This is a genomic window from Scandinavium sp. NPDC088450, from assembly GCF_044900545.1.
Lineage (GTDB): Bacteria > Pseudomonadota > Gammaproteobacteria > Enterobacterales > Enterobacteriaceae > Scandinavium.
In genome coordinates, this window is the sequence record NZ_JBJDNI010000026.1 from 39,708 (window position 1) to 57,816 (window position 18,109).

The following is an 18,109-nucleotide window of genomic DNA, read 5'->3' on the forward strand; positions in this document are numbered from 1 at the left end:
TTATTCGTCGGCGGCAGTTCCAACCTCACACCGCGATAGCACAACGTGAAGGCAAAGCCTGATCCGGGCATTGATTCTCATGACCTTACAGTGAAGCGCATTTTTTGCCGATGCTCCCACATGCCATACGTCGAGATGACGTTGTAGGGAATAAACAGGTTTTATGGTGGTGTTCGTACCTGCACACGAAATGCAGGCTCTGCCAGCGGTTCGGCCTCGCTCCTTCGGGTACATGGTCATCCTGATAAACTTCACTGTCTGACATAACCCCTGATGATGTCGCCTAACGGCTCCGCGCGTTGTCTTACCACCAACGGGCTTATTGGCTTCTATCGCCTTGATTTAAGTATGGTATCATGTGAGGAAAATCTTAAAAGAAGGGTGGTTTATGGGCTGGTCTTCGTTGGTTAGGATAACCATTGGCACATTTCTGTTAGCTGGGTTGTCGTTTTCTGCATACGCGAAGAATTGCAAGAAAGGTATACCGTGTGGTAATTCGTGTATTGCGGCATGGAAAACATGTGGAGGTAGTTCGCGCTCATCTTCGACTTATCAACATTACTCTTATCCGTCATCTTCTCTTCATAGTTCATTCCCCAAATCCTCCTCGGGTTCTCCATCAGCAAAGATTGCCGAAAAAAACGCAGCTTCAACTGCGAAAACTTATCTATGTCAGTATTCGATAGCAACAATAAAGAATGGCAGAATAGGAGATTTACGTGTGCTGGGAAGTGCTGAAGTAACGTTGTATGTTGATAGCTTCAAAGCTAACCGTTTAAACGGTATATACTTGCTTTCGCCAAAGTTGAAACCTGACGGTAAGTTGATGACAGCAGATGATAAAAGCAAAGTGTACGCTTATGATTCGTGGCTGAATAACTTTGCAATCAGTGATCGAGTTGCAAGGACTACTGAGCAATGGGATCATTGCCGTCAAAAATGAATGTTAGGGGGCAACATGGGAAGTGAGCTGATTTCTGGTTTAGTTGGTGCCTTGATAGGGGGATTGTTCACCCTGTGGGGTACTCTAATCGATGGACGTAGGCAAGACAGAGCTTCAGTTAATGAAGCAAAGGATAAGCAAAAGGGTGTCTTGATTGGAATAAAAGCAGAAGTCGAAACGCTTCTGGAACTTTATAAAGCCAGAATTTGCGATTCTCTTGAAAGTTATGAAGGTGGTAAACCTTTTGAAAGCATCTTTCCGTTAACTCAAAATTATTTCTCATTCTATGAAAGCAACTCTTTCGCGTTAACTTCTGTTAATGAAGAGACAATGAAGTCAATTGTTATTTGTTATGGTTCAGCAAGGAGTCTGGTTGATACTTTCAGGATGAATAATCAGGTTTTAGAGGATTTAGCTAAACTTCAAACCATATTTCATGAAACGCAGAAAGATATCCATCGTTTTAACTTGGAACAGACTTACCATATTGCCACTCAATATGGCGAAGGTTTGAAGCAGATTCATGGCGAGGTTATGTCACGTATAGCCATCTGTTTAGATAAAATTAATGTTAATTTGGATGAACTGGAAAAGCCTGAGCAGGTAACGCGGTTGAAAACTGTTCTTAGGGCTTTAGCTTTTATAAAGTGAACTTGTTAAAATTAGGGGCAATATGTCTGGTATGTTGGCAAGTACAGCGGCGGCTGTAGGTATCATTGACAAAGCTGTAGGTATTGCAAAGAAGCTCGCTGATGATGGTGGTGAACTTGATAAAGCAACGCTCAAACTGGAGCTTGCGAACCTCATGTCAGAGCTGGCCAGTGTTAAGATGGAAGTGATCACTACGCAGGCTTTACTATTTCAAGCGGAGCAAAAAAATATACTGCTTGAAGAGCAGTTAAAGGATAAGCACGCTTTTAAGTTCGACAGTGGACTTTACTGGAAAGAAGGAGATAAAACCCCCTTTTGCCCTGCATGTAAAGAAAAGGATGCAAAATTCATACATTTGCATTACTTTGTTGGAGGCGTTAGTTACAGTGCTGGTTGGTACTGTAAGGTTTGCCGTAACGAATTTGAAGCATAGGGGATTTAGAATGGCTGGTCACAAGACAGTAAATATTAGATATAATTTCAAGGGCAAGCCTGCTGAATCAGCGTATCAATTTGATGGGTTTGATTTGATCAACAGTGTTTTAGCTCACCTTGTCACCTTACATGTTGAACCCACTCTTATTCCTGCTCAAGAACGCATGGAAAATGGCGGAATAAGAAACACTCAAGAAGATATTAACCTCATTGAACATGGTGTTGATGATGTGTACTTCTTTGACGAACTTACCAATAAGTGGGAAGAGATTCCTGCGAAATGGTTGGTCAAAGCGTGAGGGGGCTGGTTTCTTGGTGGTTGGCGGCCCAGCCACTTGGTTACCAGGCCAATCTACTTCGTACAGATCGTGTTTATAATCCAGTCTTTCTCATGTTGTGTAAGTTCCAGCTTGTTAATTCGTGTCAGGAAGGTATTGATTACCTGAATGTCGGAATCAGTGATCCGTTTTAATAGGTCGGAGGGAATTCCCTTGCTAACTATCGCTTTGCGGTGGCTCTCATAGTTCTTGTTGCTCATCACTTCCCCTTAACCTTGCTTGCCGCTTCATCAAATAGTCCGTTAAACGCCTCTTCAGTCGGCATCAATTGAATCTCTGCTGTAACGTTGTACCTTACTCTTTCCACCTGCCCCGAATTCCAATCGTGCTCAGGTAAGTGAGACAAACGAGAAGCTTCACTGTCCATTAACTCTACAGCTTCGTTGAACCAATCACGAGCGGCTATCAGTGCAGCAATCACTGTTGCTCGATCTACCTCAGAAGACGGAAGGCTAAACTTACCAAGATTATATTCAACATCCGGCAGAGTCTGCTTTACTGCCGATACCATTCCTTCATTCATCAGCTTGTGAAAATCTAAGCGAGGGGGCATCTCAGCTCCTTAAGTGCTTCTGTTTATTAATTGAACGTTCAATATGATCAGCTAAATATTTATAAAATACTCGTCCAAGCCAATCCCGTTTTTACTCTTCTGAATCCTCAGTGTCGAATGTTTTTGCATACGGGCAACTCTGGGCGCTCATAACGTAAGTGAACAGATAATTGCTGTTCTGATATGTGCAAAGCGTTTTCCCGTTCTCCGTCTGTTCCTCCTGTGGGTTGGTCATCGTAATTTGTCCGGCAGTAGCGCCATCGTCAGCACAAGTAAGCGTTTCATGCGCATGTGCCTCTCTTAATTCCCGTTGAATACTTCGTTCTCAAAGCGTCCACTTTGGCCTGTGTGGTCCCCAGGTAGGCGCGTGTGTGTTCCGTTGAGCGATGGCCAATAACCTCATGGTCTTCGCCGCGGGCGTGAGCGGTAGCCGCCACTGTCTTACGTGACAAGTGCATACTGATCACTGCGTGGAGTTTTGAACGGCTGATCGGCTTACCCTTGCTGTCTCCGCCAACTCCACTTTTAACGCTTCCTTGGTCTTGTCCAGGGTGATGCGGAGCACTTTGCTACCGATATTCAGTTCATCGCATCCGCTGCAGCATAATGGGTCATCGCTGCCTTATGGTCAGCCATTGACCGCTTACATCCAGAACAGCAAAGATGCAATAACATAGTGAATCTTCCCGGTTGTTTTTGGCGTATCGAAAAGTCAAATGACTGATGCTACTGCTGCGAACTATGGGGGGAGGGAAGCCCGGCCATCATAGCCGGGGAGTGATGCTTATACGCGACCTTTTTTCAGCGTCGCGACAGCGAAAATCACCAGGGTATTGATTATCACTGACGTTGCGAGAACGGCGAACATGAACAAATCATTCCAGTCCTGCTCTGTAATAAAACCAATCCGATCGCTGAAACGATCGAACAGATAGACCTCAGGGAGGAGAAGGTAAAATGCCGAAAAAATTAGGAGAAATGACAGGAACTGAATGAGCCATAACCCTGCTTGCTTCGCTGGAGTCATCGTTAATACACCTGAATAGTGCCGTAAGCAGTAAGAGAAGCGGACACCTTTATTGTTGGGGTCCTCATTAGCGCTTCCCTTAGCACAGCAAAATGAGAACGAGAAGGTAGGGTAATGCAGCCATTACTAATTCCTGCATATCCAGCCGGGTGAAGCCTAAAATTGCCCCTTTCTACCTGTTCAATAAAAGTGTGATCGTCGATATTGCCGTCCACGCGGTACAGAGCAAACCATATTGAGTGATCTGACCCAGTGTACTCCGTGGCGAAAACGTCTTTTACGCGGGTGCTGAAGCTTCGGGGTCGGTCAACAATGTAATACTTTCCTGGTGGCAATGGGCCAATATTCTTGACTGCGACAGAATCAGGATTATTTCGATGTTGCCCTGTATTACCTGAATAGGCGGGAAAAAAACCGATACCCGGACAACTCAGGTTAGACAAAGCGTTGCCGTTCAGTCGAAAGGTACACTGGATCATCGTTCGTTCCATGCATCAGTGAACAGGATATTCCCATCGCAGTGCTTCCAGGTGATTTTCTCATAGCGCAGGGAGACCCCTTCAAGATGGTTGTGTTTCTCGGTGCCGACATTTTTACAGTTATGCATAACGGGACATACGGAAACTACCTTGACGTTCTCCAGAAGCATATTGAAGTACTCAACTTCCTGCCCGGCATCATTGATTCGATACCATTTGAACTCGGCACTTTTCAGTGTCTGGCCCTTTGCTACAGCTTTGTAAAGATATGGGCTGGAAGCATCAAATTCCTTCTCGAAGGTTAACGCGCTATGTACGCGAGTACCTGTAATTTTACCCGTCATATTGTCAGTGGGCAGATGCAGGCCATGAGCGAAACTCTGTACCTCAATACTTCCCTCTCGGTCCGTGACATCAACAGAGCCTTTGATATCCGCGCCGCCATCGTCTTTGAGCCATAAATAAGCCGGAATAGCCATAAACTACAATCTCCATTTGAGTTGAATTGGCATGATTTTAATGTGGTTATTTTGCGCTGTATACAGGTTAATCAACGGAATGGAATACCAGGCCGGATGTATAATAAAATATGATAAAACAATGTATTAATAAGTAATTGGCGATGCGGTTTATTGTTTTACAAGAGATAAGTACGGAGACGGATTACATTTTGTTATACCGCGCAGTATCTGTATAGCCAGAATGTACAAGGAGCTTGCACACGGTTCATGGCTCAATTCTGTGGGTACATCCCGTAACATCGAGCTGTATGAGGAAGAAATTCTGGGTCGACTTGATGCGCTGCAGGTGTGGAACGAACTTCACGTACTGACTGGCGGTCCAGCCCTCGGCGCTGAAGTGGGTGGTGTCGATCATCATTACGGTAATGCTCCTATCGCCTTCCTTTAGACGTCGGACCCTCGTGTAGCTTATTGGTCTACCCTCCTATTTAGTTATCCCTGATCTGTTATAGATCGGGGATATTTAATCTTTACCTCTCCACTGACAATAAGAACAGCCGCTCAGTTTAGTCTATGTTTAAAAAGAGAATCACAGGATCGGATTCGGTCTGCGTTATCAAACCTCTCTGGCGCGCAAAGAGAAAATTCGGACAGAACTATGGCAATGATGCGTTTCACCCGGCTTTTGAATCGGTCTGGCTTAACACTGGTCTCTTTAGCGAAAAAGGCGGCGATTGGCCTGGTGGTGGTGGTGATTGTCTTTTTTATTGGCCGGATCTACGAGTCTCAGCGCGGTCCTGCTTTGCACCGTTGGCATACCTGGACGGCGAATGAAATGACCGCCGACGAGATTGATCACGCCACGTTTGCCGAATACCAGACGCGGGAAGCGGCGATTTTCCGCGATATGAAAAGCAACATTACCGACACACTGAGCGACGATGAGAAAACGGCGATTAACCGTTTTTACGCGCAGAGCCTGGTCTATCCGGATAAGTTCCAGCCCGACTGGAATCGCTCCTTTGTTCTGCTACCGCAGGGTAAACCGCGCGGTGCAGTTGTGCTGCTCCACGGCCTGACGGATTCACCTTACAGCGTCCATTATCTGGCGCAACGCTATCAACAACAGGGATTTATCGCCGTCGCGCCGAGGCTACCTGGGCACGGCACAGCGCCCGGTGCGCTCACTGCTGTTGATCGCGAGGAGTGGATTGCGGCCACGCGTCTGGCGGTGCGTGAAGCAACGCGGCTCGCTGGGTCAGATTTACCGTTGCACCTGGTTGGTTACTCCAACGGTGGAGCGCTGGCGCTGAAATATGCCCTCGATAGCCTGGAGGATAAATCACTGCGCCGACCGCAACAGATTATTTTGCTGTCACCGATGATTGGCGTCACCGCGTTTGCCCGTTTTGCCGGGCTGGCCGGTTTGCCTTCGATATTCCCGGCTTTTGCCCGCGCGGCGTGGCTGAACATCGTTCCTGAATTTAATCCTTATAAATACAATTCGTTTCCGGTGAAGGCGGCAAGGCAGTCATGGCTGCTCTCTCAGGCTTTGCAGCAGCAAATTGTGAAAGAAGCGCAAAGTCATCGGCTGGCGGAATTAGCACCGGTTTTAACTTTTCAGTCGGTGATGGACTCAACGGTCAGCACCCGGGCGGTGGTGGAGTCGCTGTATCGTTATCTGCCGGATAACGGCAGTGAACTGGTGATTTTTGATATCAATCAGGCAGCAAATTTACGCGCGCTATTTCGCCCGTCGCTCTATTCAGCCGTTAACACGCTATTGCCGCCTGCGCCGAGACCTTACGGTACGACGGTGATTACCAACGCAGCTCCCGATACTTATGAAACAGTAGCCCGTACGACGCTTGCCGGAACGCAAACGGAAACCGTCACGCCGCTGCATATTGCCTGGCCGCAGGATATGTATTCGCTGTCGCACGTGGCGGTGCCGTTCCCGCTGACCGACTCGCTCTACGGTCGGGAACCGGCGGAGAAAAATCTCTATGGGATTAGCATCGGGACGATCTCTTTACGTGGGGAAACCTCAACGTTGAGCGTTGGGCTGGATACGCTGATGCGCGTCACCTCCAACCCGTTTTTCCCGTGGATGATGGTGAGAATTAACCGTCATATCGCCTGTAGCGAGCAGACCGATGTCGCTGCCTGCCTTCGTCCGGAGGCCGCGGCTTCAGAATAGCATCACGTGCATAATGCTGATGAAGCCCCTCTATTCATCCATCATGGCGGTCAGAAAGGATAATTCGCCCAACCGGGGGTAGAAAATTTGCAAAGCCTGTTTTTTGTTCCCAAACTGAATTACCACCGGGCGGTTTTCTTTAAGGGTAAACGATGCGACGTTGTCTGCAGGTAGTATGGGGAACGCTGTTTACTTTTGCCTTTTCGGTACAGGCTGATACCAACATCTATGGCGAGCAGCGCATCAGCGGCTGGTGGGATTGGTTCAAAGACGATGTCTCACAGACCTGGAATCAGCCGCAACACTACGATTTATACCTGCCTTTTCTCAGTTGGCATGCCCGTTTTATGTACGATAAAGAAAAAACCGACAAGTACAATGAGATGCCCTGGGGCGGTGGCTTTGGCGTGTCCCGGTATAACGAAGAGGGCAACTGGAGCTCGCTTTACGCCATGATGTTTAAGGATTCGCACAACGAGTGGCAGCCGATTGTCGGCTACGGCTGGGAGAAGGGGTGGTATCTTGATAGCCAGCAGGATTTTCGTCTTGGCCTTGGTGTTACCGCCGGGATCACCGCCCGCAAGGACTTCGCTAATTACGTGCCGCTACCGATTATTTTGCCGCTCTTTTCCGCCAGTTATCGCCGTCTGAGCGTACAGTTCACCTACATTCCCGGTACCTATAACAACGGCAACGTGCTGTTTGCCTGGCTGCGCTACGGTTTTTAAACACCCAGGCAATCCCACCCAAAATCGCCTGGCTGCACTCAAAGGGTGATCACCTTTTTCACCACTGAATTGGACAACGCCAGCATTGAAATGAGCACTGAGGTGATAAATGTCAGGACTATCAGCATTAATTTAGTGCCCAGCGAGGTAACGGGAATAAACGCGGTGAGCAGGTGAAAAACGGAGTAGTGAAGAATATAGACGCCAGTCATCGTTTTGCTGAGGGTGGCGAGAACAGTCTCTTTAAACTCGCTGTTTTTACGAAACTGCACGCCGTTGGCCGCAATTACCAGCGCCACGACGAGAATGTAAATTTGTGAACCGGTAAGAATGAACGCATTTCTGTCAGCCTTGAACAGCGCGAAAAAGAAATGGCGCTCGTAAAACCAGGTGAAAAGGTAAATAAACGGGATGGCGATCATCGCCCCTTTGACGACTTTTTCCCGCGTCAGCCAGTTGGCGACCATGGGATCGCTGAACAACTGGCCGGTCAGATAAAACAGCACCCACGTCCATAAACGGTACTGCGGCGGCAGGCTCAGAGCATTAACCGCAGGATACAGGGCGGAGAGCAGATCATAGCTATACGAGAGCAGCAGCAGGGCGAAAACGACGCCAAAAAACAGGGAACGTCTCTGACAAAGCCATTCGATAATGGGGTGGAAGGTGTAAATCACAATAAACGTAAACACAAACCACGGCTGAATAAGATAGCCACGCTGGTACGGCTCCCAGAGATAATACACCGTCATCCAGAACAGAAAGACGATAACCACGTTTTTGATTTTGCCCATTTGCCATTGCGAATCGTGGCGAGACTGCGAGTCCAGATAGCCTGCCACCACAAAAAACAGCGGTGTCGCGATGGTTGAAATAAACGTTAAAAACCCGAGAATCCAGTGATAGTCGTAATCATAGCGATCCCAGGTGTTGTAAATAGTGAAAAAGGTCACCGCCGTCATACATCCCAGCGTTTTAATGATATTTAACCCGGTACTGTTCATGGCTGTGCCTTCACATCCTTATTGTGGAAACAGGCATAAATCACCGGCAGAACCAGCAGCGTCAAAATAGTGGCAAACCCCAGGCCAAACATAATCACCACCGCCATGCTCTGGAAGAAGACATCCAGTAAGAGCGGCGCCAGGCCGAGCACGGTAGTAAAGGCCGTCAGCAGAATAGGGCGCAGACGCGACGTGGCGGCATAAATAATCGCCTCTTGCTGTCCTTTTTCCTGCTTCTGCTGTTCAATCTCTTCAACCAGCACGATGCCGTTACGGATCAGCATCCCACTCAGGCTGAGCAACCCAATTAACGCCATAAAGCCGAAAGGTATGCCGGTGATCAAAAAGCCCGGTGTGACGCCAATCAGCGCCAGCGGAACGGTCAGCCAGATAGCGATCGCGTTTTTCAGCGAGCTGAACATCAGCACGGTGATAATAAACATCACCAGGTAGCCGAGCGGCAGGGTAGTGAACAGCCCCTGCTGCGCCTCTTTGGAATTCTCCGCATCGCCACCCCACTCAATGCTGTAACCGTGCGGCAGGACGAGGGCATCAATCTGTGGCTTCACGCGGGCCAGAATATCGCCAGAAGTCTGGTTACTTAGCGGGTTGGGATCGGTTTGTACTGTCAGCACCCGGCTGCGGTCGCGGCGCAGGATCAGCGGATCTTCCCACTCAAGATTAAAGCTGCTGACCACGTTGCTGAGCGGAATATACTGCTGGCGACTTTGGCTCCAGACCAGCACGTTATTCAGGTGATTAGCGTCCTGGCGCTCGGCGGCAGGAGGGCGGACGATAACCGGCAGCAAATCAGCCCCTTCCCGGTACAAGCCCGCGCGGGCACCGGAGAAATTCATCTCCAGCGCGTTGTCTACATCCTGTTTATCGACTCCCAGTTCGCGGCCCAGAGCTGCGGAATACTGCGGGCGAATCACTTTGCTGCGGTTTTGCCAGTCGTTACGCACTCCGTCGGTGGCCGGGTCTGCGGAGAAAATAGCGCTGACCTGGCTGGCGAGCAGTCGCAGGCGGTCAGGGTCCGGACCTTTAATCCGCACCTCAATGGCGCTATCGCCGGAGGGCCCGAACATCACGCGTTTGGTACTGGCGTTCACTTGTGGGTAGTTGCGTGCGATATAGCTATCAACATGCTGCGTCAGCGCGTTAATACTGCGCTGATCGTCCATTCGCACCATGATTTGTGCGTAGTTGCTGTACTGCCGCTGTCCGCTGTAGGTCAGGATAAACCGCATGCTGCCCTGACCCACGGTTGCCACGGTGGTGACCACACCGGGCTGGCCGTTAATGGCGGTCTCAATATCGCTGGTCATCTTTTCGGTGGTGGCAATATCGGTCCCGTAGGGGAGCCAAAGATCAACAAAGAAAATAGGCGTGTTTGACGAGGGGAAAAAGTTTTGCCGTACCGAGCCGAATCCCCAAATGGCAGCGGCTAATAGCGCCACCATGATGGTTAACGTAAGGGTTTTACGCAGCAGCAATCCCTGCAAAGCCCGCTGATACAGACGGTAAAATCGCCCGCCGTACGGATCGGTCTCCACCTCTTTTACCGGCTGCGATTGGCCTTTAAAAAGCCACCACTTAATCAGCACTGGGGTGATAGTCAGCGCGGAGAACCAGCTCAGCATCAGTGAAATCAACAGCACCTGGAACAACGATTTACAGTATTCCCCGGTGGAGTCCTGCGACAGGCCAATCGGCGCAAAGGCGAGAATCGCAATCACCGTTGCCCCAAGCAGCGGGAGTGCCGAGCGGCGGATCACGTAATTGATGGCCGTGAGCAGCGTTGATCCCTGCTGGCGGGCAATGAGCACCCCTTCAACGATGACGATGGCGTTATCGACCAGCATGCTGAGGGCGATAATCAGCGCGCCCAGCGAAATACGCTGTAGCTCAATGCCCCACAGATACATGATAAGCAGCGTGCCGAGCACGTTGAGCGCCAGTGACAGAGCGATAATGATGCCGCTGCGCACGCCCATAAAAATCAGCAGGACGCCAACGACAATCGCCAGCGCCATCAGGAAGTTAGTGATAAAGCCGTTGACCGAGTGGGCGACTTCAGCCGCTTGATCGTAGAACAAGTCGATGTGGATCCCGGCCGGTTTTTCTGCTGACATCTGTTCCAGTTTGCTTTCCAGCGCTCGGCCAACGTCAATCACGTTAACCCCGGGAATAAAAGAGACGCCCATGGTCACCGCCTGGCGGCCGTTAGCGTGATAAATGCTGGAAGGGGATTCGCTAAGCCCGCGCGAGAGCGTGGCAATATCGCGCAGTCGCGTCGCTGAGCCTGAGCCGTGAGGGCTGATTAACAAATCGCCCAGCTCGTCGATATTCTCGAACTCCCCGGTTGGATGCAGGCGGATCGACTCGCTGCCGGATTTAATCTCTCCGGCGTTAGACACCACGTTCAAACGACTGAGGATCGCCGCCAGTTGGTTAAGCGTAATGCCGCGGGCAGCCATTTTCGCCAGCGAGATATCAATGTTGATTTGCTGGGGGATTGCGCCGCCGATAGCAACCTTGCCGACGCCGGGAACGAGGACCAGTTCGCGACGGAGCTGCTCGGCATAGCGAACCAGCTCAGGGTTGGTGAAGCTGTCGCCGGAGAGAGCAAAGAAGAAACCGAAGACATCGCCAAAATCGTCATTCACAAAGGGGGAAGCCACGCCGGGGGGAAACTGCCGGGAGGCGTCTCCTACCCGGCGGCGCAGTTCATCCCAGATTTGCGGCAGCTCGCTGGAGTGATAGTGCGAGGCGATATTCACGGTGATTTGCGACAGGCCGTTGGAAGAGATCGAACTGACGTTGTCGAGGTACGGCAGTTGTTGCAGCGCATTCTCCAACGGCAGGGTGACTTCCTCTTCGACCTGCTGAGCCGAGGCACCAGGATAATGGGTTATCACCACGGCGGTTTTGATGGTGAACGCCGGGTCCTCCAGGCGGCCAATATTCAGCAGGGCGAAGACACCCCCGAGGCCCAGCAGCAAAATGGTCAGCCAGACGCGAATCGGGTTGTTAATGAACTGGCGGGAGATATCCATTACAAACCTCGTTCACGCGTCCAGATTCGAACCGGCTGTTGCGCATGCAGTTCGCTGACGCCTGCCGCCACCACTCGCTCACCGACGCTGAGCCCTTCGGTGATCACCACCCCCTGGGAAGTGACCTGGCCGACGCTGACTTTTCTGTCTTCCAGCTGTAGCTTGTCGCCCTGGCCTTGTACCACCCAGACGTGAGGTTCGTTGCGCTGGTGATTATCCGGGTTAAACACCGCTTCGACCGGTACCACGACAGCATTTTTACCCGCGCTGGCGGGCAGGTTACCAAGGTTTACGGTGACGGTTCCGCTTACGCCGCCCACTGAGGGGAAATCTGCCGGACGCGGCATGGTGAGGATGATTTGCCAGGTGAGCGTGCTGCTGTCGCTGCTGCCGGTGTGCTCTTTATATTCGGCGGTAAACTCGCGGTCCGGCATGGAGTTGATTTTGACGACCGGCCGATACTCTGCGTTGCGAATATCCAGAGCGGTAAAGAGATTTTCCGGCACGCTGAATACCACATCGAGCAAGTCGGTTCTTGTCAGGGTCACTATCGGCTGCCCGGCTGCGACAACCTGGTGGTTACGTATCGGAACACTGGCGGCAACGCCGCTAAACGGGGCGTTCAGGGTCATTTGCGACAGCTCTTCGCGGGCGATTTTCAGCGCGGCGTTGGCAGAGTCGCGGCTGGCCCGCTGGATATCCATTTCCGCTTTTGAAATGGCCTGGCGGCCAGCCAGCGTCTGGAAGCGATCAAATTGCCGTTGGGCGAGGGTGGCGGCGGTCTGCCGTTCGTTTACCCGCTGCTGTGCTTCGCGGGCGTTGAGCCGCGCCAGAGCCTGGCCTTGAGTGACATTGGCACCCTGACGCACATCAAGAGACTCTATCTGGCCGCTGCGTTTGAACGATAAATCGGTGGAGTCCCCGGACTCAATACGGGCGGGGAACACGCGCTGCTGTGAATCACCGATGGCCATGACCTCCGCGACTTTCACCATCCGCGGTAGCGGGGTGACTTGCGGCGCTTTCTGATCACAAGCCGTTGTTATAAATATAATAAGCGGAATGAGAGAAAAACAACGATTCACTATATTCCCCTCGACATTGAAGGTGATTTCCCCGTAATACTTAACGTTGCCTGTATGTGGATTGTGTTAGTTCACCCTGGTCACCTGGCAGAATAAGTAGCCGGGTTTTTGCTCACTTGTCGCCTGCCTGTCACTCGAATGGCTTAGTGTATGATTTACATATTATTCACAATTACACTCGCCATTTTTATTTCCCGAGCGCGGTGACAACAAAATAGGTAAATAACCCGGAAGCTGTACAGGCGATTATTGCCAGGGCAACAAACAGGCTCAGGCGTAACAGACTGTAGCCAAACATGGCGCCTCCTCTGGAATCAACCTTGTGCTAAGTAAATTTTTTATCTACCTAATTATTGAGTGGTTTTAGAGGGCATTCAGACCTCTGATAATCAGCATAGCCGTAGAAAAACGGAAAGGTTAAAAAGAGTAAAATTTGCGGTAATACTGACGAATTCGCCTGTTTTTTAGTCATATTGTCTGGGTTTTGCTAAGTCTGCGGCATTTTTCAATATATTAATTGGCGTCTTAATGGTGTTGATCGTGGTGTGCTACGTTTAAGTAGACTTAATTGTCTATCCTATTTGTTCTTGAGATTGCTTCCTCAGCGCCATTGTTTGCGCCGTTTTTACCCTCTTTTTTTACAGGTAATGAAAGGATTGTCTCTATGTACAAAAATATTCTCGTCCCGGTTGATGTCTTTGAAATCGGGCTTGCGGACAAGGCCTTGTCCCATGCTCAATTCCTGGCGCAAAGCTCCTCCGGACAAATTCATCTGCTCCACGTGATCCCCTCTTTTTCCCCCGTTCTGACGCGCGGCTTTATTTCCGACGCAAGGAAAATGGAAGACTATCTAATTAATACTGCTAAGGAAAAACTGGCTGAGCTTATTAAAAAACTCTCGCTGGTGGACAGCGATATTCAGATTCATGTTCGTAGCGGCACCGTTCGCGATGAGGTGATTAAACTGGCCGACGAACTGAAAGCGGATGTGGTGATCATCGGTTCACGCAATCCCACTATTCAGACGCATCTGTTGGGTTCGGAGGCGGCGAGTATCGTTCGTTATGCTCACGTTCCGGTTTTGGTGGTGCGTTAAGGGCGGCCTGAGGCTGGCCTTATTTCCGTTACAGGAGTGAGGAGATCACTATGAGTACAGAAAAACCGGGTGGCCCGTTCTATCAGCTCTCCGTAGAAGAAACCCTGACCAGTACCAACAGCACTCCCGACGGGATTAGCAGCGCTGAGGCGACGGCGCGCTTGCAGCAGTACGGAGAAAATGCGCTGCCGCAAAAAGCGGGAAAACCGGCGTGGCTTCGTTTTCTGGCGCATTTTAACGATGTCCTGATCTACGTCCTGTTGGCAGCGGCGGTGCTGACGGCGGTGATGGGCCACTGGGTTGATACCCTGGTTATCCTCGGTGTGGCGGTGATCAACGCACTGATTGGTCATATTCAGGAAAGTAACGCCGAAAAATCGCTCCAGAGCATTCGTAATATGCTCTCCAGCGAAGCGGTGGTGATTCGTCAGGGCAATCACGAAACGATCCCGACCACCGCTCTGGTTCCCGGCGATATTGTGGTTATCCGCGCGGGCGATCGAATACCTGCCGACCTGCGTGTTATCGAAGCGCATAACCTGCGGGTAGAAGAAGCGATTCTGACCGGTGAGTCGACGGTGGTGGAGAAAAACACCGAAGCGCTCAGCGGTGACTTGCCGCTTGGCGATCGGACTAACTTGCTGTTTTCCGGTACTACAGTGAGTTCCGGTGGCGGGAAAGGTCTGGTCGTGGCGACCGGCGGCGAGACCGAGCTGGGTCATATCAACCAGATGATGTCGGATATTGAAAAGCACCGTACGCCGTTGCTGGTGCAGATGGATAAGCTTGGCAAAGCCATCTTCATTATCATCCTGGCGATGATGGCCGCGCTGTTTGTCTTCAGCGTGCTGTTCCGCGATATGCCGGTTTCTGAACTGATGCTGTCGCTGATTAGCCTGGCGGTGGCGTCGGTGCCGGAAGGGTTGCCAGCGATTATCTCGATTATCCTCTCGCTTGGCGTGCAAACCATGGCCCGGCAGAAGGCGATTATCCGCAAGCTGCCGACTGTCGAAACCCTCGGGGCGATGACGGTGATTTGCTCGGATAAAACCGGGACGCTGACCATGAACGAGATGACGGTTAAGGCCGTTATCACCGCCGACAAAGTCTATCGGGTAGAAGGCGACAGCTACGAGCCGGTGGGGAATATTCATCCGATCGATGAGCCGGACCCGATAACCGTGGCCCCTGGCACGCTGATGGAGCGCTACCTGCGCACCATCGATTTGTGTAACGACAGCCAGTTAATCAAAGATGAAAATGGGCTGTGGAAAATTACCGGCGGCCCGACCGAAGGCGCGCTGAAGGTGCTGGCGGCGAAAGTCCCGCTTCCGGCGGTCACGACCGAGCTGCGCAGTAAAATTCCTTTTGATTCGCAATACAAATACATGTCGACGCTGTACCGCATCGGCAACGAAGAGACGATTTTTATTACCGGCGCGCCCGATGTGCTGTTCCGCCTGTGCCAGCATCAGCAAACCGACCATGGGCTGGAGCCGCTCAACCAGCCGTACTGGGAAGCGAAAATCGAAGAGTACGCGCGGGAAGGGTTACGTATGGTGGCGGCAGCCTGGAAACCGGCCGCTGAAGGGCAAACGGAACTTACTCATCAGGATTTGCAGCAGGGCGTCATTCTGCTGGGGATCGCCGGGATGATGGACCCGCCGCGACCGGAGGCGATTACCGCGATCGGCGACTGCCTGCAGGCGGGGATCCGCGTGAAGATGATAACCGGCGACCACCCGCAAACGGCGATGAGTATTGGCAAGATGCTGGGGATTGGCAATGCGGACAACGCGATTACCGGGCGAGAGCTGGAGGTGATGGACGCCATTCAGCTCAGCGAAGCGGCGCAGAAATTCGACATTTTCGCCCGTACCAGCCCGGAGGATAAGTTCCGCCTGGTCCAGGCGCTGCAAAGTAAGAAAGAGGTGGTCGGGATGACCGGCGATGGGGTGAACGACGCGCCGGCGCTGAAGCAGGCCGATGTCGGTATCGCGATGGGCATCAAGGGCACCGAAGTGACCAAGGAAGCGGCCGATATGGTGCTGACCGATGATAACTTCGCCACCATTGCCAGCGCGGTCAGGGAAGGGCGTCGGGTGTACGACAACCTGAAAAAAACCATCCTGTTTATTATGCCGACCAACCTGGCGCAGGGGCTGTTAATCATTATCGCGCTGCTGGCAGGCAATTTAATTCCACTCACGCCAGTGCTGATTCTGTGGATGAACATGGCAACGTCGGCCACGCTGTCGTTTGGCCTGGCGTTCGAGGCCGGTGAGAAGAACATCATGCGCCGTCCGCCGCGCGATCCTAAGCTACACGTAATGGATGGATTTGCTATCTGGCGAGTCATTTTTGTCGGCTCGATGATTGCCGTCAGCGCCTTTGTGCTTGAGGCCTGGCTGCAACCGCGAGGCTATTCGCCTGAATTTATTCGTACGGTGCTGTTGCAGACGCTGGTCACCGCGCAGTGGTTCTATATGCTTAACTGCCGGGTTGCGGATGGTTTCTCACTGAGTAAAGGGCTGTTGGCTAACCGGGGGATCTGGATTGTCAGTGGCGTGCTGCTGGTTCTGCAACTGCTGATTATCTACGCCCCGTTTATGCAGATGCTGTTTGGCACCGCAGCGCTGCCGTTCCGCTACTGGGTGATCACCTTTATTATCGGCTTTGTGATGTTCCTGATTGTGGAAGTTGAGAAGCCGCTGACCCGCAAATGGCGTACGGTTTGATAGAGTCCTCAAGACAGGGCTGAAGGCCTAAATGGAAGAACGGCGGGATGTCATGAGATCACTCATGCTCCCGCCGTTCTTTTTTTTCAAACCCTTACCCAGCGCCAACCCAAAGCCACCGTCGCCGCCACGATCGTCACTATTGCCGCGATATGCATCAGGAAGTCTTCCGGATGCAGATGCACCGGATGGCAGAATGCCAGCAGCGTCAGCGCCATACAGGCGACGCCTGTTCCGGCTAATGTCAGGCTGCGTAATGGGGTGAGTGTGCGGGTGCGGCGTAAAAAGCCCAGCACCAGCGCAATCATCGGTGCGCTGACGGTGACCATAAAGGTGTAGCAGCGGGTGTCGTGCAGGCTTCCCGCAGATAGCGGGTGTTGACTCAGACTCATGCCTACGGCGATGAACCAAATCACAGCAAGCGCGACTAACCAGCGTGCGGATAAGGGGCGACGACCGGCGATGCTGCCGGTGAATGCCGCGCCGATGGCGAGCAAACCTGTGGCGAAGACGAGCACTAGCTGCGCAATCGCCCATCCCGCGCCAGGTTGTGTCCAATCAGTGGCGCTTCTCTCCAGCAAAAGACTTGCCAGAATGCCTGCGCTGAGCGCCATCAGTACCCAGCTAACGACACGTAAACCCGTGGGTAACGGGCGTTTGACGGGATGAGCTGCACGGCTCAGTTTTTGAATTAAGGCCTCATGATTTTCCATGACTGGCTCCATAACGACGCAGATTGCTCAGCGCCCGATGTAACAACGACTTCACCGCCGGAATACTCAGGTTGCTCTCCTTCGCGGCCTCCGCCAGGCTCATCTCCTGAAGGTGGATGCTCTCCACAATCTGACGCTGACGCGAGGGCAACTGACTGAGAAAACCGTACAACTCTTCCCGTGATTCACGCTGTTCTGCATGCTGAACAAGCGTGGGATCGGCCATGTTCAGCACCTGCTCATCTTCAGTGACTTCTCGCCGGGCAAAGCGCCCTTGTCGCCGTAGCGCGTCCACACTTCTGGCCTGAGCGATCGCCATCAACCACGGCAAAAACGGGCAGCCCGGATCGTAGGTGTGGCGCACCCGATGCAGGGTCAGCAGCACATCCTGAATAACATCCTCAATCAGCGCCTCGTCGTCCATTTGCTTGCGCGCCAGCGCCCGAATAACCGGCACCAGGGTATGCAGCAGGCGTGCGTACGCCTGCTGATCGCCTGCCTGTGCGCGGGCCATATACTCAGGCCACTGTTCGCGCGGAACTGCCGGATTACTCATAAACCGCCTTGCTGCGTCGCACCGGAACTCTCAGGCGCGCAAC

The 18,109-nt window shown here is 51.9% G+C and carries 17 protein-coding genes; 8 read left to right on the top strand and 9 right to left on the bottom strand.

The window, feature by feature from the left end; translation table 11 throughout:
- The first annotated feature begins 958 nt into the window (after positions 1–958).
- The 3 genes from ACI2I2_RS19540 to ACI2I2_RS19550 are packed head-to-tail and all read left to right on the top strand — an operon-like array spanning position 959 to position 2,328.
- Entirely contained in the window at positions 959–1,594 is a 636-nt protein-coding gene (locus ACI2I2_RS19540; RefSeq protein WP_404659409.1) for a hypothetical protein, read from the top strand.
- Between the two features lie 22 nt (positions 1,595–1,616).
- On the top strand, positions 1,617–2,027 hold the full coding sequence (locus ACI2I2_RS19545; RefSeq protein ID WP_404659410.1) for a hypothetical protein: 411 nt from the start codon (positions 1,617–1,619) through the stop codon (positions 2,025–2,027).
- A 10-nt stretch (positions 2,028–2,037) separates the two neighbouring features.
- Entirely contained in the window at positions 2,038–2,328 is a 291-nt protein-coding gene (locus ACI2I2_RS19550; RefSeq protein WP_404659411.1) for a hypothetical protein, read from the top strand.
- A 238-nt stretch (positions 2,329–2,566) separates the two neighbouring features.
- Here ACI2I2_RS19550 and ACI2I2_RS19555 read toward each other — a convergent pair whose 3' ends face one another.
- The 4 genes from ACI2I2_RS19555 to ACI2I2_RS19570 all read right to left on the bottom strand — a co-directional run bounded on the left by ACI2I2_RS19555 (position 2,567) and on the right by ACI2I2_RS19570 (position 4,905).
- Positions 2,567–2,920: a hypothetical protein gene (locus ACI2I2_RS19555; RefSeq protein WP_404659412.1), complete on the bottom strand. Its 354-nt coding sequence runs from the start codon at positions 2,918–2,920 to the stop codon at positions 2,567–2,569.
- A gap of 784 nt (positions 2,921–3,704) precedes the next feature.
- Complete coding sequence (locus ACI2I2_RS19560; protein ID WP_404659414.1) at positions 3,705–3,947, bottom strand: hypothetical protein; 243 nt, start codon at positions 3,945–3,947, stop codon at positions 3,705–3,707.
- Between the two features lie 2 nt (positions 3,948–3,949).
- Positions 3,950–4,426 carry a DUF2778 domain-containing protein gene (locus tag ACI2I2_RS19565; protein WP_404659415.1) on the bottom strand — a complete coding sequence of 159 codons (477 nt, stop codon included), beginning with the start codon at positions 4,424–4,426 and terminating at the stop codon, positions 3,950–3,952.
- Positions 4,423–4,905 carry an Hcp family type VI secretion system effector gene (locus tag ACI2I2_RS19570; protein WP_404659416.1) on the bottom strand — a complete coding sequence of 161 codons (483 nt, stop codon included), beginning with the start codon at positions 4,903–4,905 and terminating at the stop codon, positions 4,423–4,425. Before ACI2I2_RS19570 ends, ACI2I2_RS19565 begins: the two co-directional genes overlap by 4 nt.
- 262 nt (positions 4,906–5,167) lie before the next feature.
- Here ACI2I2_RS19570 and ACI2I2_RS19575 point away from each other — a divergent pair, with 262 nt between their 5' ends.
- From ACI2I2_RS19575 to pagP, 3 genes are all read left to right on the top strand, one after another.
- Positions 5,168–5,335: a hypothetical protein gene (locus ACI2I2_RS19575; protein WP_404659417.1), complete on the top strand. Its 168-nt coding sequence runs from the start codon at positions 5,168–5,170 to the stop codon at positions 5,333–5,335.
- Between the two features lie 216 nt (positions 5,336–5,551).
- Positions 5,552–7,087 carry an alpha/beta hydrolase gene (locus tag ACI2I2_RS19580; RefSeq protein ID WP_404659418.1) on the top strand — a complete coding sequence of 512 codons (1,536 nt, stop codon included), beginning with the start codon at positions 5,552–5,554 and terminating at the stop codon, positions 7,085–7,087.
- A gap of 152 nt (positions 7,088–7,239) precedes the next feature.
- Positions 7,240–7,815, top strand: coding sequence for a lipid IV(A) palmitoyltransferase PagP (gene pagP, locus ACI2I2_RS19585; RefSeq protein WP_404659419.1), 576 nt, complete (start codon positions 7,240–7,242; stop codon positions 7,813–7,815).
- A gap of 38 nt (positions 7,816–7,853) precedes the next feature.
- Here pagP and ACI2I2_RS19590 read toward each other — a convergent pair whose 3' ends face one another.
- From ACI2I2_RS19590 to ACI2I2_RS19600, 3 genes are read right to left on the bottom strand one after another with little or no spacing between them, the layout of a single operon-like run.
- Positions 7,854–8,777, bottom strand: a complete 924-nt coding sequence (locus tag ACI2I2_RS19590) for an acyltransferase (protein WP_404659455.1) — start codon at positions 8,775–8,777, stop codon at positions 7,854–7,856.
- Between the two features lie 38 nt (positions 8,778–8,815).
- Positions 8,816–11,878 carry an efflux RND transporter permease subunit gene (locus ACI2I2_RS19595; RefSeq protein WP_404659420.1) on the bottom strand — a complete coding sequence of 1,021 codons (3,063 nt, stop codon included), beginning with the start codon at positions 11,876–11,878 and terminating at the stop codon, positions 8,816–8,818.
- Positions 11,878–12,963 (bottom strand): efflux RND transporter periplasmic adaptor subunit, encoded by a 1,086-nt coding sequence (locus tag ACI2I2_RS19600; protein ID WP_404659422.1) that lies wholly within the window; start codon positions 12,961–12,963, stop codon positions 11,878–11,880. Before ACI2I2_RS19600 ends, ACI2I2_RS19595 begins: the two co-directional genes overlap by 1 nt.
- A gap of 664 nt (positions 12,964–13,627) precedes the next feature.
- On the opposite strand from ACI2I2_RS19600, the gene ACI2I2_RS19605 reads away from it, so the two are divergent.
- The gene (locus tag ACI2I2_RS19605) at positions 13,628–14,059 is read left to right on the top strand and encodes a universal stress protein (protein WP_404659423.1); all 432 of its coding nucleotides are present in this window, start codon (positions 13,628–13,630) and stop codon (positions 14,057–14,059) included.
- Between the two features lie 50 nt (positions 14,060–14,109).
- Positions 14,110–16,797, top strand: coding sequence for a cation-transporting P-type ATPase (locus tag ACI2I2_RS19610; RefSeq protein ID WP_404659424.1), 2,688 nt, complete (start codon positions 14,110–14,112; stop codon positions 16,795–16,797).
- Between the two features lie 86 nt (positions 16,798–16,883).
- Here ACI2I2_RS19610 and ACI2I2_RS19615 read toward each other — a convergent pair whose 3' ends face one another.
- Positions 16,884–17,510 carry a DUF1109 domain-containing protein gene (locus tag ACI2I2_RS19615; protein ID WP_404659426.1) on the bottom strand — a complete coding sequence of 209 codons (627 nt, stop codon included), beginning with the start codon at positions 17,508–17,510 and terminating at the stop codon, positions 16,884–16,886.
- On the bottom strand, positions 17,497–18,066 hold the full coding sequence (locus tag ACI2I2_RS19620; RefSeq protein ID WP_404659428.1) for a sigma-70 family RNA polymerase sigma factor: 570 nt from the start codon (positions 18,064–18,066) through the stop codon (positions 17,497–17,499). The genes ACI2I2_RS19615 and ACI2I2_RS19620 overlap by 14 nt, the downstream gene beginning before the upstream one ends.
- Positions 18,067–18,109: the final 43 nt, after the last annotated feature.

What these genes read in the sequence shown, in the direction of transcription:
- ACI2I2_RS19540 (WP_404659409.1), top strand. Translation starts at nt 959, where the DNA reads ATGGGAAGTGAGCTGATTTCTGGTTTAGTTGGTGCCTTGATAGGGGGA.
- ACI2I2_RS19545 (WP_404659410.1), top strand. Translation starts at nt 1,617, where the DNA reads ATGTCTGGTATGTTGGCAAGTACAGCGGCGGCTGTAGGTATCATTGAC.
- ACI2I2_RS19550 (WP_404659411.1), top strand. Translation starts at nt 2,038, where the DNA reads ATGGCTGGTCACAAGACAGTAAATATTAGATATAATTTCAAGGGCAAG.
- ACI2I2_RS19555 (WP_404659412.1), bottom strand. Translation starts at nt 2,920, where the DNA reads ATGCCCCCTCGCTTAGATTTTCACAAGCTGATGAATGAAGGAATGGTA.
- ACI2I2_RS19560 (WP_404659414.1), bottom strand. Translation starts at nt 3,947, where the DNA reads ATGACTCCAGCGAAGCAAGCAGGGTTATGGCTCATTCAGTTCCTGTCA.
- ACI2I2_RS19565 (WP_404659415.1), bottom strand. Translation starts at nt 4,426, where the DNA reads ATGATCCAGTGTACCTTTCGACTGAACGGCAACGCTTTGTCTAACCTG.
- ACI2I2_RS19570 (WP_404659416.1), bottom strand. Translation starts at nt 4,905, where the DNA reads ATGGCTATTCCGGCTTATTTATGGCTCAAAGACGATGGCGGCGCGGAT.
- ACI2I2_RS19580 (WP_404659418.1), top strand. Translation starts at nt 5,552, where the DNA reads ATGATGCGTTTCACCCGGCTTTTGAATCGGTCTGGCTTAACACTGGTC.
- pagP (WP_404659419.1), top strand. Translation starts at nt 7,240, where the DNA reads ATGCGACGTTGTCTGCAGGTAGTATGGGGAACGCTGTTTACTTTTGCC.
- ACI2I2_RS19590 (WP_404659455.1), bottom strand. Translation starts at nt 8,777, where the DNA reads ATGACGGCGGTGACCTTTTTCACTATTTACAACACCTGGGATCGCTAT.
- ACI2I2_RS19595 (WP_404659420.1), bottom strand. Translation starts at nt 11,878, where the DNA reads ATGGATATCTCCCGCCAGTTCATTAACAACCCGATTCGCGTCTGGCTG.
- ACI2I2_RS19605 (WP_404659423.1), top strand. Translation starts at nt 13,628, where the DNA reads ATGTACAAAAATATTCTCGTCCCGGTTGATGTCTTTGAAATCGGGCTT.
- ACI2I2_RS19610 (WP_404659424.1), top strand. Translation starts at nt 14,110, where the DNA reads ATGAGTACAGAAAAACCGGGTGGCCCGTTCTATCAGCTCTCCGTAGAA.
- ACI2I2_RS19615 (WP_404659426.1), bottom strand. Translation starts at nt 17,510, where the DNA reads ATGGAAAATCATGAGGCCTTAATTCAAAAACTGAGCCGTGCAGCTCAT.
- ACI2I2_RS19620 (WP_404659428.1), bottom strand. Translation starts at nt 18,066, where the DNA reads ATGAGTAATCCGGCAGTTCCGCGCGAACAGTGGCCTGAGTATATGGCC.